The sequence below is a fragment of the Pseudomonas sp. RGM 3321 genome, assembly GCF_022836805.1.
Lineage (GTDB): Bacteria > Pseudomonadota > Gammaproteobacteria > Pseudomonadales > Pseudomonadaceae > Aquipseudomonas.
The window spans coordinates 167,662-183,468 of record NZ_JALHBH010000115.1 but is presented as its reverse complement, the minus strand read 5'-3'; the positions used below and the strand labels follow the sequence as shown (position 1 = coordinate 183,468).

Annotated in this window: 16 protein-coding genes; 4 read left to right on the top strand and 12 right to left on the bottom strand. The window is 60.9% G+C overall.

The window, feature by feature from the left end; all coding sequences use genetic code 11:
- Positions 1-83 precede the first annotated feature (83 nt).
- Positions 84-419 (bottom strand): helix-turn-helix domain-containing protein, encoded by a 336-nt coding sequence (locus RGM3321_RS18965; RefSeq protein ID WP_005779766.1) that lies wholly within the window; start codon positions 417-419, stop codon positions 84-86.
- Between the two features lie 59 nt (positions 420-478).
- Here RGM3321_RS18965 and RGM3321_RS18960 point away from each other — a divergent pair, with 59 nt between their 5' ends.
- On the top strand, positions 479-1,570 hold the full coding sequence (locus RGM3321_RS18960; protein WP_244394372.1) for an NADH:flavin oxidoreductase/NADH oxidase: 1,092 nt from the start codon (positions 479-481) through the stop codon (positions 1,568-1,570).
- Between the two features lie 68 nt (positions 1,571-1,638).
- On the opposite strand, the gene RGM3321_RS18955 is transcribed toward RGM3321_RS18960, so the two are convergent.
- From RGM3321_RS18955 to urtA, 11 genes are all read right to left on the bottom strand, one after another.
- A complete protein-coding gene (locus tag RGM3321_RS18955) occupies positions 1,639-2,496 on the bottom strand; it encodes an urease accessory protein UreD (protein WP_244394371.1) in 858 nt (285 codons plus the stop codon).
- Entirely contained in the window at positions 2,493-3,155 is a 663-nt protein-coding gene (ureG, locus tag RGM3321_RS18950) for an urease accessory protein UreG (RefSeq protein ID WP_244394370.1), read from the bottom strand. Before ureG ends, RGM3321_RS18955 begins: the two co-directional genes overlap by 4 nt.
- 26 nt (positions 3,156-3,181) lie before the next feature.
- Positions 3,182-4,894 carry an urease subunit alpha gene (gene ureC, locus RGM3321_RS18945; protein ID WP_244394369.1) on the bottom strand — a complete coding sequence of 571 codons (1,713 nt, stop codon included), beginning with the start codon at positions 4,892-4,894 and terminating at the stop codon, positions 3,182-3,184.
- A gap of 3 nt (positions 4,895-4,897) precedes the next feature.
- Positions 4,898-5,593, bottom strand: a complete 696-nt coding sequence (locus RGM3321_RS18940) for an urease subunit beta (protein WP_244394368.1) — start codon at positions 5,591-5,593, stop codon at positions 4,898-4,900.
- Positions 5,594-5,620: 27 nt separating this feature from the next.
- Positions 5,621-6,352, bottom strand: coding sequence for an urease accessory UreF family protein (locus RGM3321_RS18935; RefSeq protein ID WP_244394367.1), 732 nt, complete (start codon positions 6,350-6,352; stop codon positions 5,621-5,623).
- On the bottom strand, positions 6,349-6,789 hold the full coding sequence (ureE, locus tag RGM3321_RS18930) for an urease accessory protein UreE (RefSeq protein WP_244394366.1): 441 nt from the start codon (positions 6,787-6,789) through the stop codon (positions 6,349-6,351). Before ureE ends, RGM3321_RS18935 begins: the two co-directional genes overlap by 4 nt.
- Positions 6,790-6,811: 22 nt before the next feature.
- The gene (urtE, locus tag RGM3321_RS18925) at positions 6,812-7,501 is read right to left on the bottom strand and encodes an urea ABC transporter ATP-binding subunit UrtE (protein WP_005746864.1); all 690 of its coding nucleotides are present in this window, start codon (positions 7,499-7,501) and stop codon (positions 6,812-6,814) included.
- 2 nt (positions 7,502-7,503) lie between these two features.
- Positions 7,504-8,241 carry an urea ABC transporter ATP-binding protein UrtD gene (gene urtD, locus RGM3321_RS18920; protein WP_244394365.1) on the bottom strand — a complete coding sequence of 246 codons (738 nt, stop codon included), beginning with the start codon at positions 8,239-8,241 and terminating at the stop codon, positions 7,504-7,506.
- On the bottom strand, positions 8,238-9,380 hold the full coding sequence (urtC, locus tag RGM3321_RS18915; protein WP_244394364.1) for an urea ABC transporter permease subunit UrtC: 1,143 nt from the start codon (positions 9,378-9,380) through the stop codon (positions 8,238-8,240). The genes urtD and urtC overlap by 4 nt, the downstream gene beginning before the upstream one ends.
- 1 nt (position 9,381) lies before the next feature.
- Positions 9,382-10,284, bottom strand: a complete 903-nt coding sequence (urtB, locus tag RGM3321_RS18910; protein WP_031595402.1) for an urea ABC transporter permease subunit UrtB — start codon at positions 10,282-10,284, stop codon at positions 9,382-9,384.
- A 66-nt stretch (positions 10,285-10,350) separates the two neighbouring features.
- Positions 10,351-11,532 (bottom strand): urea ABC transporter substrate-binding protein, encoded by a 1,182-nt coding sequence (gene urtA, locus RGM3321_RS18905; RefSeq protein WP_244394363.1) that lies wholly within the window; start codon positions 11,530-11,532, stop codon positions 10,351-10,353.
- Between the two features lie 730 nt (positions 11,533-12,262).
- Here urtA and RGM3321_RS18900 point away from each other — a divergent pair.
- From RGM3321_RS18900 to RGM3321_RS18890, 3 genes are all read left to right on the top strand, one after another.
- The gene (locus RGM3321_RS18900) at positions 12,263-13,411 is read left to right on the top strand and encodes a transporter substrate-binding domain-containing protein (protein WP_244394362.1); all 1,149 of its coding nucleotides are present in this window, start codon (positions 12,263-12,265) and stop codon (positions 13,409-13,411) included.
- Positions 13,408-14,040: an ANTAR domain-containing protein gene (locus RGM3321_RS18895; protein ID WP_122281693.1), complete on the top strand. Its 633-nt coding sequence runs from the start codon at positions 13,408-13,410 to the stop codon at positions 14,038-14,040. The genes RGM3321_RS18900 and RGM3321_RS18895 overlap by 4 nt, the downstream gene beginning before the upstream one ends.
- Positions 14,041-14,128: 88 nt before the next feature.
- Positions 14,129-15,799, top strand: coding sequence for an amidase (locus RGM3321_RS18890; RefSeq protein ID WP_244394361.1), 1,671 nt, complete (start codon positions 14,129-14,131; stop codon positions 15,797-15,799).
- The last annotated feature ends 8 nt before the right edge of the window (positions 15,800-15,807 follow it).

Genomic DNA, 15,807 nt, shown 5'->3' with positions numbered 1-15,807 from the left:
CCGGTATCAGGCAATTGGCTGATACCGGGCGTTTTCGCATTCATGTAATGGAAGTGGCAGCACAGGACTTGCGCCTTGCTGCTTTACCGCTGCGCCAGAATACTCCCCAGCAACCCGGGAAACCGGCTCTCCAGCACCTGCGTGCGCAACGAATTCATATGCGTGGTGCCGATGTTTCGCGTCTGCACAAGCCCTGCATCCCGTAAAACGCGAAAGTGGTGGGACATGCTGGATTTCGGCCGGCCACCGTCCAGCTCACCGCAGGTGGCTTCGGCGACACCCGCAAGGTAGCGCACAATTTCCATGCGCACCGGGTCGCTCAAGGCGTAGAGCACGCGTTCAAGGGTGAGGTCTTCTGGATCGGGGTGTTGGAAGGTTCGCATGGTGCGAATGATATCAAGGCTTCCGTTGATTGCCATAGTTCGATTACCATCGAACAACTGAAATCAAAAGTCATCTGGCTTACGGGAGCTTTTCAATGTCTGCATTGTTCGAACCCTTCAAACTGAAAGACGTGACGCTGCGTAACCGAATCGCCATTCCTCCGATGTGCCAATACTCGGCAATCGACGGGGTAGTCAATGACTGGCACCATGTTCACCTTGCCAGTATGGCGCGTGGCGGTGCAGGTTTGCTGGTGGTTGAGGCCACCGCGGTTGCACCGGAAGGGCGCATCACCCCCGGTTGCACCGGTATCTGGAACGATGAGCAGGCGCAGGCGTTCGTGCCGATTGTCAAAGCCATCAAGGACGCAGGTTGCGTGCCGGGCATCCAGATCGCCCACGCAGGACGCAAGGCCAGCGCCAATCGTCCATGGGCAGGCGACGACCACATTGTCGCTTCCGATTCGCGCGGTTGGGACACTATTGCGCCTTCCGCTATTGCGTTCGGTGCCAACCTGCCGAAAGTCCCGCGCGCCATGACCCTGGAAGATATCGCCCGCGTTCGTCAGAACTTCGTCGATGCCGCCCGTCGTGCTCGTGATGCGGGCTTTGAGTGGATCGAACTGCACTTTGCCCACGGTTATCTGGGGCAGAGCTTTTTCTCCGAGCACTCCAACCAGCGTACCGATGAATACGGCGGCAGCTTCGATAACCGCAGCCGTTTCCTGCTTGAAACGCTGGCAGCGGTGCGTGAAGTCTGGCCGGAAAACCTGCCATTGACAGCACGCTTTGGCGTACTTGAGTACGACGGTCGTGACGAACAGACCCTCACCGAATCGATCGAACTGGCGCGTCGCTTCAAGGCCGGTGGTCTGGACCTGTTGAGTGTCAGCGTCGGTTTCAGCACGCCAGACGCCAACATTCCGTGGGGGCCTGCGTTCATGGGGCCGATTGCCGAGCGTGTGCGCCGTGAAGCGGACATTCCGGTGACCAGCGCGTGGGGTTTTGGCGAGCCGAAACTGGCGGAAGAAGCGGTTAAATCCGGCCAGCTCGACCTGGTTTCGATAGGCCGTGCGCATCTGGCCGACCCGCATTGGGCGTACTTCGCAGCGAAAGAACTGGGTGTCGAAAAATCGGCCTGGACCCTGCCAGCGCCTTACGCTCACTGGCTTGAACGTTATCGCTGAGCCAGTGTGACGACCGGGGCTGCATCACTCTGCATCAGCCTCGGTGCCACGATCAAACCCGCGCTGTTTCACTTGCGCCGCACCCGCGGCGCAATGCCGGTCAGTTGCTGGCGAGCGCACGCCCAGGCCAAGTGCTGGGCGTTTCGCAACGCCACCGCATCGGCGGTCATGATGCGCACAGACACGCCGCAATCGTTCGGCAGGGCGCTGACGCCCAGATAGCTCTCGGGGACGACGCGCAATGCGTCGCGCAAGGCCCGTTTCACATCCTCCACAGGTAAACCCTGTCCTACCAGCATGAAGGTCGCCAAAGCCTGTAGCTCAGCGCTGACGCCTGGCAAACGCCGTTGCAGGTCTTCGCCGGTCAACGCCAGCCGATCCCCCGCCAGCAACTTTCCGTCGGGGCACTGTATGTGCAGATCGGCGCGATAAGAACCGGGTAATCCTGCGCTGCCTTGCGGGACGTGCAAGCAGAATGCATCGCAAAGCATCACCCTTGCGTTCGGGTGCAGCGTGACGTTCACCACACTGTGCAGGCGTGCCTGCGGGAACAGAATGGTCGCCATCGGCAGGTATTCCAGCAGTGCGCCGGTTTCGGCGGTCAGGATGACGTTCTGCCGCGCGGGCTTTTCAAGCATGCTGTGGGCGACCGTCGCCGCGCCCGTGCTGACGTGCACCTGCGTGTGCGGCCCGGCGTGCAGTTGCAGGTGCAGCGTTTCCCCGGCAAACAGGCCGCCCGAGCAGGACTGCAGATAAATCGCCGCCATGCCGGGCGGGTCCTGTGGCAGTTTCAGCGTGCGGCCCAGGTGGAAGGGGTAGCCGACTTCCTGACGGGACACATAACTGGCCCCCGAAGGCGCTTTGCTGAAGGCGATATGCGCCGTGGTTTTGGTCTGGACGGGCAGTAACGTTTGATGGGCGTTCATGGGCGGTCGAACAATACGGCGCGGCTTATCGCGTCAACCACTGCGTCGACACCTTCACCGGTGCCGCAGTTGGTAAACAGGACGGGTCGGCCGTTTCGCGCTTCCGCCGATTCGCGGCGCATGCGTGGCAGATCAACGCCTACATAAGGCGCCAGGTCATATTTATTGACCACCAGCAGGTCACAGCTCAATACGCCTGGGCCACGTTTGCGCGGTATGTCGTCACCGCCCGCGACGTCGATGACGAAGATCCAGTAGTCCACCAGGTCCAGCGAAAAGGTCGAGGCCAGGTTGTCGCCGCCGGACTCGATCAGCACCAGGTCGAGATTGCCGAAATGTGCTTCCAGCTCGTCAGCCATTTGCAGGTTGAGGGTTGGGTCTTCGCGAATGGCGGTGTGCGGACAGGCACCGGTTTCCACCGCGCGCACCCGTTGCGGGTCGATAAGGCCGCTGCGCTGCACGCGCTCGGCATCCTCGCGAGTGGCCAGGTCATTGGTGATGATCGCAAGCTCGATTCCACGCGTGATAAAGCGTGGAATCAGTTGTTCCAGCAAACGGGTTTTGCCCGAGCCTACCGGGCCGCCGATTCCGACGCGCGCTGCGCCGGGGTGAGGCTGGACATTGGTGTGCGTGGCGGGTGCATTCAAGGGCAGGCTCATCGTCGGGCTTCCTGTGTGATGGAGGTTCAGCGCAGCATGTAACGCTGTGCGAGGGGCACTTCGCTGACCGGTTCGCAGTAAAGACGCTCGCCGTCGGCATACACGTCGAAGGTCTGCGGGTCGACGCGGATGTCCGGGCAGGCATCGTTGTGCAACATGTCGGACTTGCGCAGGGTGCGGGTGCCGAACGCAGGCAGTAGTTGCTTCTTGAGCCCCAGGCGCGTGGCGGTGTCGGCCTCGACGGCGAGGCGGTTGACGAAGTTGACCGACAGCGCCTGTTTCGCCTCGCCAAACGCCCCCCATTGCGGGCGCATCACCAAGGGTTCGCACGTGTACAGCGAGGCGGCGGAATCGCCCATCACGCCCTGCACAATAAAGCCGCCCTTGACCACCAGTTCCGGCTTGATGCCAAAGAACGCCGGTCGCCACAGCACCAGATCGGCCAGTTTGCCGGGCTCCAGCGAGCCGATGTAGCTGTCGATGCCGAACACCCGCGCAGCGTTGATGGTGTATTTGGCGATGTAGCGCTTGATCCGCTCGTTGTCGCCCAGTGCTGTGGTTTCTTCCGGCAGGCGGCCGCGTTGGTCTTTCATTTTCGAGGCCAGTTGCCAGGTGCGGCAGATCACCTCGTTGATGCGGCCCATGCCCTGACTGTCGGAGCCGAGAATCGAAATGGCCCCGGTGTCGTGAAGAATGTCTTCAGCGGCGATGGTCTGTGGCCGCACCCGCGACTCGGCGAACGCCACGTCTTCCGGTACGTCCGGATTGAGGTGGTGGCAGACCATTATCATGTCCAGATGCTCGTCGAACGTGTTCACCGTGTAAGGGTTGGTCGGGTTGGTCGAGGAGGGGATGCAGTTGCTTTTACCCGCCACACTGATGATGTCCGGGGCGTGTCCGCCGCCTGCACCTTCTGTGTGGTACATGTGGATGGTGCGGTCGCCGATGGCTGCCAGTGTGTCTTCAAGAAACCCGGATTCATTCAGCGTGTCAGTGTGCAACTGGACCTGAAAGTCGTATTCGTCGGCGACCTTCAGGCAGGTGTCTATCACTGCCGGCATGGCGCCCCAGTCTTCATGGATCTTCAACCCCAGACAGCCACCGCGCAATTGCCCGAGCAGCGATTCGGGCTTGCTTGAATTACCGCGCCCGAGAAAGCCGAAGTTGATCGGCCATGCTTCGGCGGCCTGTAGCATCTTGCCGACATTCCATTCCCCGCCGCAGTCGATGCCGACCGTGATCGGTCCCAGTGAACCGCCGATCAGGGTAGTCAGGCCCGCCGCCAGCGCGTGGTCGCACAGTTGCGCCGAATCAAAATGCACATGCACGTCGATGCCGCCGGGGGTGACGATCAGGCCCTCGGCATCGCGTACCGTGGTGGCCACGCCGCAAATCAGTTGTGGGTGTACGCCGTCCATGATCTGCGGATTGCCTGCCTTGCCAATCGCGACGATCTTGCCGTCCTTGATACCGATGTCGCCTTTGACGATACCGATCACCGGGTCGATGATCAGCGCGTTGCAGATCAGCATATCCAGGGCACCGTCGGCGCTGTCATGACCGGGCATCAGGCCCATGCCGTCGCGCAGGGTTTTGCCGCCGCCGTGCAGGCACTCGTCGCCGGGCACCGAGTAGTCGAATTCGACTTCGGCCAGCAACGAGGTGTCGCCCAGGCGCACTGCATCGCCTTTGGTGGGGCCGTACATGGCCGCGTATTCCTTGCGGGTCATCGTCGCCATGCTTCAGGCTCCCTTGAAATGTTGGGCGCGGGCACGCTCCAGCGCTGCCTGTTTGCAGGCCGGGTCGTGCAGGTTGCCATTGGTCAGGCCGCTGAAGCCGTGAATGTCACCAGTACCGCCGAACTGCACCAGTTGCACTTCGCGCAACTCGCCCGGTTCGAAACGCACCGCCGTGCCTGCGGGAATGTCCAGGTGCATGCCGAAGGCCGTTTCGCGCGGAAAATCCAGCGCCTTGTTAACCTCGAAGAAATGGTAGTGGCTGCCGATCTGCACCGGCCTGTCACCCGTATTGATCGCACGCAGGGTCGCGGTCGGCCGGCCGCTATTGAGCTGGATGTCGCTGTCCGGCGAGAGTACCTCGCCAGGTGTCGGCATGAGCGTAAGCGGCAGTTTGCCCGGCCTGATGGGCTGGTGCACGGTGACCAGCTTGGTGCCGTCCGGGAAGGTGCCTTCCACTTGCAGCACGGGCAGCAGGTCGGCAACGCCTGGCATCACATCATCGGTATTGAGAATGGTCGAGCCGAACCCGATCAGCTCGGCAACACTTCGGCCTTCGCGTGCGCCTTCAAGAATCTCGTCGGCAATCAGGGCCGAGGCTTCCGGGAAGTTCAGGCGCAGGCCCTTGCTGCGGCGTTTGCGTGACAGTTCCGCGGCGGTGTATAGCGTCAGTCGTTCAAGTTCGGTAGGCGTCAGCAGCATGACAGGGCTCCCGGTAGGGTGGCTGGCTCAATTGGCAAACAGGCGCAGGTCCTGGGTTTCGTGGCGCATCACGGCGATTTCGGCCATGGGCGTGAAACCACAGGCGTCGTCCGGGGCGGGCGGCTCCATTGCGAGCAGCTCGGTGATCAGCGGCTGGATATCGGTCAGTACCCGTTGCCCATCGATATGGCCAATGACCCCCAGGCGCACGGCGGCGCTGACCAGCCCGGTACACAAAACGTGCGCCGCTGCCAGCTGGCAGTGATCGCGCTGCATGCCCAGACGGTTCCAGAGCAAGCCCTGCACAACCGGCAAATGCCCATGCGCGTTACCCGCCAGAACCTGCTGCTGATAAGCCGCCGCATCCTGCGTACCCAACGCGACGTGCACGGCCAGCAATGCCTGGCCTACACGCCGTGAGCCCTGACGCAGTTCCTCGGCGAGGGTCAAGGCTTCGATCTGCGCGTCCATGGCCATCAACGCAGGCTGGTCATCGGCCGTGCGCCATGCAGCAAGTAGAAATACCCGGTCAAAACTGTTCCAGCGGTGGCGCAACTGCCCTTCGACAAAGCCGTGCACCTCGGCACTGCGGTTAAAGCGAACGGTTCGCTGTCGGCGGCGCGGCGCGACAACTTCGCCATTGCCGAGATACCCGTCAGCCAGCAGGGTTTCCAGGCCCCACGACCATGCCACTGCGCCACCGGGAAAGAAACTGTCGGCCTGTTGCAGGGCCAGCAGCAGGCTGCTCATGGCGTTCATACGCATCGCACCCGGCCGTCCGCAAGCATGGGGGCCAGACGTTCAAGGTAATCGGCTTGCGGGCCATTGAGCGGGATTTGCAGGATGTCACCGGCAAAGCGCACCGCCCAATGCATGTTGCCAGCGAAATAACCCAGCTCCAGCGCCGCCGCTGCGTCCCTTGGCAACAGGTCGAGGTATTCCTGATCCTGCATCTGTACGACGATGGCGCGTTGACTGTCGAGCATCAGCACCGAGCCGTTGCGCAACTGCTGGTGACGCTCAAGGCGAATGGCGCAGTCGGTGCCCCGGTCGCTGGCCAGGCGCAGGCGATGGCGCTGAATGTCACTGCCGGACAGACTCAGGGTTTCGACCTGACCGGCGTGGCTCAGGTCATGCAGGCGGTCGGCGAGGGCAGGGTCGCTGGCCTGGCCCAGAATGCGGTCGAGTATCAGCATGGCGATGGCTCCTGTGCTCTGTTCAGATGGTCAGGTAGCGCAGGATGCGCTCACGGTCGACGGTTTCGCGGACTTCGCTATGGACGAATTCGCCTTTCTCGATGATCAGATAGCGGTCAGCCACGGCCATCGCGAACGACAGCACCTGCTCGGAAACAATCAGCGAAAATCCGCGCTCCTTTTTCAGCAGATTGAGGGCCTTGGCGATGTCCTTGATGATCGAGGGCTGGATGCCTTCGGTGGGTTCATCGAGGATCAACACCTTGGGGTTGGAGACCAGCGCCCGCGCGATGGCCAGTTGTTGCTGCTGGCCGCCGGAGAGGTTGCCGCCCTTGCGCCGACGCATTTCGAACAGCACCGGAAAGTATTCGTAGACGTAGTCGGGAATCGGCGCAGCGGGTGCGCCCTGCATGCCGGTGAGGATATTTTCCTCGACGCTCAGGTAGGGGAAGATCATCCGCCCCTGCGGTACGAAACCGACCCCGGCTGCAACACGCTCATAGCTCTTGCTGCCAGTCAGTTCCTGCCCGGCCAGTGTGATGCTGCCGCTGCGGGTCGGCAGCATGCCCACCAGGCTTCTCAGCAGCGTGGTCTTGCCCATGCCGTTACGGCCCATGATCGCCAGCGACTCGCTCGGTGCAAGCTCCAGGCTAAGGTCGCGCAGCACATGGCTGTCGCCGTAATACACATTGAGGTGAGAGACATTCAGCATGTTCAGTGCCCCAGGTAGACGTCGATGACGCGAGGATCGTTCTGCACCTGATCCATCGAGCCGTAGGCCAGGGTCTTGCCCTGATGCAGGACGGTGACCTTGTCGGCCACCGATTTCACGAACTCCATGTCGTGCTCGATGATGACCATTGCCCGGCCCTTGGCGATGAGCTTGAGCAGGCCAGCGGTTTTCTCCCGCTCGCCAGCGCTCATGCCGGCCACGGGCTCATCGAGCAGGAGCAGTTCCGGACGCTGCATCAACAACATGCCGATCTCCAGCCACTGCTTCTGGCCGTGAGACAACAGCCCGGCCTTGCGCCCCAGTTGGTCCTTGAGAAAGATCATCTCGGCGGTCTGTTCGATTTCGTCGCTCAGTGCTGCGTTCTTCCCGGCGAACAGGCAGTTGAAGATGCCGCGCTTGTCCGGTGAGGAAATGTCGAGGTTTTCGCGCACGGTGAGGTCTTCGTACACCGACGGGTTCTGAAACTTGCGGCCCACGCCTGCGCGAGTGATCTGGTACTCGATCATGTTCGCCAGCTGCAGGTCCTTGAAGCGGATGCTGCCCGCGCTCGGGCGGGTTTTGCCGCAGATCATGTCGAGCAGGGTGGTCTTGCCCGCGCCGTTGGGGCCGATCACCACATGCACCTGATTTTCCTCGACATAGAAGTTGAGGTTATCGACCGCCTTGAAGCCATCGAATGACACGGTCAGGTCTTCGACACTCAGTAACATTGCGCTCATGACTGCGCCTCCTTGTTGCTCAGGCGTTGCAACAGCCCGGCCAGGCCGGTCGGCAGGAACAGCACCACCGCCATGAACAGAAAGCCGATGAAGTATTGCCAGAAGCTGACGAAGTTCTCCGACAGGTAAGTCTTGGCTGCACCGATCAGCAGCGTGCCGTATACCGCGCCGACCAGTGAAAGGCGACCGCCCAGCGCGGCATAGATCACTATTTCCGTGGACGGAATGATGCCCACCAGCGATGGCGACGCCAGACCAACCTGCAGGGTGAACATCACGCCGCCCAGCGCTGAAATAAGGGCCGCCACGGCAAAGATGAAGGCCTTGAACAACGCAGTGTTGTAGCCGGAAAAACGCACCCGGTCTTCGCGGTCACGGATCGCCACGACGACCTTGCCCAGGCGGCTGCGCAGAATGAAACCGCACATCGCGACGCTGGCCAGCAGTAACAGTGTGGTGATCAGGTAGAGAATCCAGGGTGTCTGGGGCGCCTGCAAGCTCAGGCCGAAGGCGGTCTTGAAGTCGGTCAGACCGTTTACTCCGCCGGTGTAGCCCTGCTGGCCGATGATCATGATCGACATGATCGAGGCCAGTGACAGGGTAATGATCGAGAAGTACACGCCACCGACGCGCTTCTTGAAATAGGCATAGCTGAATAGAAACGCCAGCAGCGCAGGCAGGATCAGGATCGCTGCGAGGGTGAAGGTGGCCGATTCGAACGGTTTCCACCACCAGGGCAGGGCTTCGACGCTGTTCCAGATCATGAAGTCCGGCAGCGCCGAGCCGTAGAAAGCGGCGAGGGCGCTGGCGGCTTCGTCCGTGGCAGTGGCTTCCAGTTTCAGGTACATCGCCATCATGTAACTGCCCAGGCCGAAGAAGATCCCTTGGCCGAGGCTGAGAATGCCGCCGTAGCCCCAGATCATCACCATGCCCACGGCGCAGAACGCCAGACTCAGGTATTTACCCGCCAGCCCCAGACGAAAATCGCCCAGCAGTAGCGGCAATACCACCAACAACAGCAGCGATAGCCAGATCAGGCTGTAACGCTCGATCAGCGACAACCAACCACCACTCAGCCAGTCTGGTCGGGCTGCTTTGACCGGCGTCCCGGCCAGTGGCTTTTCAGTCATGTTGTTCATCTCAACGTCTCACTTTCGTGGCGAACAGGCCGTTGGGGCGGAAAAACAGCAGCACGATGACCACCAGCAGGGTGATCGCCTTGGCCATGGAGCCGGTGGTGAGGTATTCCAGCGAGATCTGCGTCTGGCCGATGGCGAACGCCGAGAGAAAGGTGCCGAGCAGGCTTTCGACGCCGCCGAACACCACCACAATGAAGGTATCCACCAGATACTGCTGGCCACTCACCGGGCCGGTGGAGGCGAGCATGGTGAATGAACTGCCGGCAATACCCGCCAGGCCGCAGCCCAGCGCAAACGTCACCGAATCGACCCGCGCAGTGTTGATCCCGGCCGCTCCGGCCATTGCGCGGTTCTGGGTCACTGCACGAATGCGCAGGCCCCAGCGACTGCGGTAGAGAAACAGGAACACCGCAGCGGCAATCACGAAGGTCAGACCGATGATGAATATCCGGTTGAGGGGCAGCTCCAGCCCTTCGCTGATTTTCCACGCACCCTGCAGCCATTGCACGGTAGGCACGCTGACTTCCTTGGGGCCGAATACCTGGCGGAACAGTTGCTGCAGTACCAGCGACAGCCCCCACGTTGCCAGCAATGTGTCCAGTGGCCGGTTGTACATGAAGCGGATGAAGCAGCGTTCCAGCAGCAGACCGAAGGCGAAGGTCACCACAAAGGCCATCCCGATGCCGATGATGAAATACCAGCCCATGAGCTCGGGGAAGTAGCGCTGAAACACCACGGAGGTGACGTAGGTCATGTATGAGCCCATCGCCATCAGTTCACCGTGGGCCATGTTGATCACGCCCATCAGGCCGAACACGATGGTCAGCCCGAGTGCCATCAGCACCAGCACGGAAAACAGCGAGAACCCGCTGAAGACTTGCATTACCAGCGTATCGAGAGTCATGCCGTCGCTACCTGTTGCTGCACATTGACGAAAGGGCGCGCGAAGCGGATCGCGCCCGGCCCGGTATCAGAGTTTCGGAAACGGGTTGGGCTCGATCGGTGCCGACTCGTAGATCACATCGACCTGGCCCTGCGCATTGAGCGTGCCGATGCGTGCACGTTTCCACAGGTGGTGGTTGTCCTTGTGCACCTTAATCTCGCCTTCAGGCGCATCGAGGGTCATTTCCGAGGATGCGGCGATCACTTTCGGCACCTCGAAACTGCCTGCTTTCTCGACGGCCTTTTTCCACAGGTATACCGCGGTGTACGCCGCTGCCATCGGGTCACCGACGACGCGCTGCTGCCCATAGCGTGTTTTGAACGCCTGGACGAACTTCTCGTTGACCGGGTTTTTCAGGCTTTGGAAGTAGCTCATGCAGGTCAGAAAACCGACGAGATTTTCCGCACCGATGCCGGTGACTTCCTCTTCAGTGATCGCAAGGCCCATCAGCGTCTGGTTGGTACTGTCGATACCGGCAGCCTTGAGCTGTTTGTAGAACGCCACGTTTGAGCCGCCGACGATGGTCGACAGCACGATGTCCGGCTTGGCCACCTTGATCTTGTTGATCACCGAGGAAAATTCGATAGCGCCTAGCGGCAGGTAGTCTTCGCCGACGATGGAGCCGCCCTGTTTGGTGACCGATGCCCGCGCCAGCTTGTTGGTAGTACGTGGCCAGATGTAGTCGGAGCCGACCAGATAGACGCTTTTGCCCTTGTTGGCCATCAGCCAGGTGACGGCTGCCAGGGTCTGCTGCGAGGCCTCGGCGCCAGTGTAGATAATGGCCGGGGATTTTTCCAGCCCTTCATAGAAGGTCGGGTAGTAGAGCAGGCCCTTATTGCGCTCGAAGACCGGCAGCACCGCTTTGCGCGACGCCGAGGTGAACGCGCCAAAGGTGACCGCGACGTGGTCGTTTTCCAGCAGCTTGCGGGCTTTCTCGGCAAAGGTTGGCCAGTCGCTGGCACCATCTTCAACGATCGGTTCGATGGTTTTGCCCATCACGCCGCCACTGGCGTTGATCTCTTCGATGGCGAGCTTTTCGGCGTCGACCACCGAGGCCTCACTGATGGCCATGGTGCCGGTCAGCGAGTGGATGATGCCGACTTTCACAGTCTCGTCCGCTTGCGCCTGACCGATCAGGGAAAACGGCAGCAGGCTGATCGCACCCAGCAACAGAGCATGCTTGATCAAACGGCGTTTGTCGTTGTGCATTCACTTTTCTCCCAGGAATAAAAAAAGCCCGACATCCCGGCCAAATCAATGGGCGGGATGTCAGGCTTCTGTGCCGAATCTGGCGGGACAAACTGTGTCCGATCCAGTCGTACGCTAGGTGTCTCCCTACTTGCCAATGGGGCGTAGGGCAGACAGCTGGCGCGATGTCTCAGGGTGAACTTAGCAAGGGCAATGCCAACTGGCGAAACGGCTCTTGGCGCGCGTTTCGAAACCCTCAGGCAGAGCCCCCCTGCATTAATTGCACGCACAAATCGACATGCGCCGCTTTGGCGCGAACAGGGCTCCTACGCACCAAAAGCGTGATGCAGAAGACCCTTTTTTCTCGCGATATGTACTCATGCATAGACTGAGATATTGTGCTTTTGCAGGAGCGAACTTGTTCGCGAAGGCTATGTTCGAGGCGACCTAAACCTCACGAATGCACGGCCTTCTTCGCCAACGAATTCGCTTCTCCCTGACGCGCCTCGTCACGCATGGCCCGCTCCCTGCATGAGCCTGCCCGACACCCTCGCAGGGTCTCTTGCCACACGCCCACTCTCGGCAGGTGTGGAAGGTCCCTCGCACGACTGGTCCTGACACTGCCGTCACGCCAGCCCCAGGCACAACCGCCTGAGAGCCACCGTTGAATCCGCGGTTATTCGCTCAGTCTTCTTTCAGGCTCCCGGCCAGGTTCGGGCGTCTCACCTCACGTTGAACAAGGTTTATAGACATGGTTGACCCGTCGATCCGCATAGGAGGTCTGTTTTCCAATACCGGCGTTACCGCTGCCGGTGAGTGTTCAACAATGCGCGGCGCACAGTTTGCAATCCATCAGATCAACGCGGCAGGAGGCGTGAATGGCCGTCCTCTGGAACTGATTACCCGTAACCCGGATTCAACGCCTGCGTTGTTTGCCATGCACGTTGAATCGCTGATTCGTGAAGAGAACCTGCGGTTTTTCTTCGGTTGCTACACCTCGGCGGCGCGCAAGGCGGTATTGCCCGTCGTCGAACGCTACAACGCGGTGCTGCTCTATCCGGTTTACTACGAGGGCTTCGAGTATTCGCGCAACATCATTTACACCGGTGCCACGCCGAACCATAACGCCGTGCCATTGGGCAATTACATGTTCGACCACTTTGGCAGTCGCGTGCTGATGATCGGCTCCGAGTACGTCTACCCGTATGAAACCAATCGGCTGATGAGCGACCTGCTCTACGAGCGCGGTGGCAGCAAGCTGGGCGAGTACTACTTGCCATTGAAAAACGCCAGGCCAGAAGACTTCGCCAGGCTCATGGTCAAAGCCCGGGAGCTGAAACCGTCGTTCATCTTTTCCACGGTGGTCGGTGACACCATGGCGCACCTGTACCAGGCCTACGCCGACGCCGGTTTCGACCCGGCGGTCATGCCGATTGCCAGTGTCACCACCAGCGAAACCGACATTCAGCAGATGGGCGTTCATCTGGGCACCGGGCACATTTCGGCAGCCACTTACTTCCAGTCGATCGACACGCCGCTCAATCGACAGTGCATTGCGCAATATCGGGAGATGTTCGGCCAGCATCAGGTGACCGACCGCTGCTGGGAAGCCGCTTATTTTCAGGTCCATCTGCTGGCCAAGGCGATAGCCCGCGCAGGCAGCACGGAGGTAGAGGACGTTTTGCAAACCATGCGCGGTCTGGAATACGACGCGCCTCAGGGACGGGTGCGCATCGATGAGCACAATCACCATACCTACCTGTACTCGCGGATCGGCCGTGCCAATGGCGACGGGCAGTTCGACATCCTTTACGAAAGTCAGAAAGCGCTGAAGCCCGATCCTTATGCCGTTGCGCCTGACTTCAACGGCTGGTCCAGCCTGACCGGGAGGCGTCCATGACCCTGCGTGCCGCCAAGAAACGTTTGCGCAACGACAGCGCAGGCGGCATCAAGGACCTGCGCGACATCAGCGTGCTGGTGATGCACCCCGATGATGAAGACGGTCGCAACCTGATCGCTCAGTTGCAGCGTATTGGTTGCCAGGTACGCGTGCAGTGGCCGATTCCCGAGCGGTTGCAGAGTGAGGCTGACGTGATCGTGCTGGCGGTGTCGCCGGAAAGCCTGTCGACCAACACGCCCTGGCTGCTGCACAACTCGACGCCGCCGATCATTCCGGTGATCGCCTATGAAAACCCGATCATTGTCGAGGCGCTGGTGCAGCTCAATGCCTGCTCGGTGATTCCCTCGCCGGTCAGGTCTTTCGGCTTGCTGACGGCGCTGGCCATCACCCTCAGCCAGGCACGCAAAACACGGGAACGGGAAAAACACGTCAAGCGCCTGGAAGGGCGCATGGCGGTGATGCGTACCGTGCAGCAGGCAAAAATCATTCTGATGGAAACCAAGGGCATGTCTGAAATAGACGCTTACAACGCGCTGCGGGATCAGGCGATGGCCAAGCGTGAGCCCGTGGAGAAAATCGCCGAGGCGCTGGTAAAGGCCCACGAACTGTTCCAACAAGCCTGTTCCTGACAGGCTGCAGACTCGCTTCGAGCGTCGGGCCTCATCGGTCTGATCCTCTTCTGCGCGGACGCTTGCCATACGCCCTGAACCGGCAGGTATGGAACACCGCGTGGCGACCGGCATGGACAACGGCGTCCTCCGGATCGAGCCCATACCTGCGCATCCTGTGCAGGCGGCTCCAGTCAGTGCCTGCCCGATCCCGGGCGGCTCTTACCGTTATCTGGAGAACACCATGTCCGTAAAACGCCCCGACAAAGCCGACTTTCTGATTGCCGCCCAGGATCACGGGTACGACCTGTCAGACAGCCAGATGGCATCGTTCCTGAGTCTTGCTGACGAAACCCTGGGCTCCTACGAAGCCATTGATGCGTTGTACGCCGCTCACGTTGCGCAGCCCACGCCGCTGCGCGAACACAGCAAACCGACAGAGGCCGAAAACCTGCATGGCGCCTGGTACGTGAAGACGCACATTGCCGGTGCGGCGAGCGGCCCGTTGGCGGGCAGAACGGTGGTCATCAAGGACAACGTCTCAGTGGCCGGCGTACCGATGGCCAACGGTTCGCTGAGCCTTGATGGTTACGTGCCTTGCGAAGATGCCACGGTGGTCAAACGCCTGTTGGCCGCAGGCGCGACGGTGGTTGGCAAATCAGTCTGTGAAGACCTGTGTTTCTCCGGAGCCAGTTTTACCTCGGCCACCGGTGCGGTAAAAAACCCGTGGGACCTGACCCGCAACGCAGGCGGCTCCTCCAGCGGCAGCGCCGTGCTGGTCGCCTTGCAGGAAGTGGACATGGCCATCGGCGGCGACCAAGGCGGGTCGATCCGCATGCCGTCGGCCTGGAGCGGCATCGTTGGGCACAAGCCGACCTACAGTCTTGTGCCTTATACCGGGGCTTTTCCGATCGAGCGGACCATCGACCATGTCGGTCCGATGGCCAATAACGTGCGCGACTGCGCGGTCATGCTCGACGTAATCGCCGGGGCCGACGGGCTTGATTCAAGGCAGAAAAAACCGCCGACGGTCAGTTGTGTCGCGACCCTCGATCAGGGCGTTGCCGGCTTGAAAATCGGCCTGCTGCGCGAAGGTTTTGCGATTCCCGGCATGTCCGAACCGCAGGTCGACGCGCTGGTTCGCGCCGCAGTGGCACAGCTGGAAAGCCTTGGTGCGACGGTCGGAGAGGCAAGCGCTCCGTGGCACCGCGGTGTGGCGCTGGACATGTGGAATGTCATCGCCACCGATGGTGCGGCGTACCAGATGTTGCAAGGCAACGGCTATGGCATGAATGTCGACGGCTATTACGACCCCGACATCATGAGCTACTTCGGTTCCAGGCGTCGTGAGCATGCCAACGCATTGTCCAGCAGCGTGCGTGCCGTGGCACTTACCGGGCATTACAGCCTGAAAAACCTGCACGGTGCCTACTACGCCAAGGCGCGGATGCTGGTGCCGGAACTCACCCGTCAATACGATGAAGCATTCAAGGATTTTGACGTGCTGGTGATGCCGACCATGCCGTTTGTGGCCACCATGCTGACCGCCGCCGATGCGCCGATTGAGGAGTACGTGCACAGCGCCCTGAACATGCTCGCCAATACCGCGCCGTTCGACCTGACCGGCCACCCGGCCACGTCAATCCCGGCAGGCCTGGCCGAGGGCCTGCCGGTTGCTATGATGATTGTCGCGCCGCGCTTCAAGGATGCCTTGGCGTTGCGTGTCGCGCAGGCTTATGAAACCGCCCGCGGAGCGTTTCCCAAGCCGCCGCGTGCTTGAATCCGCAC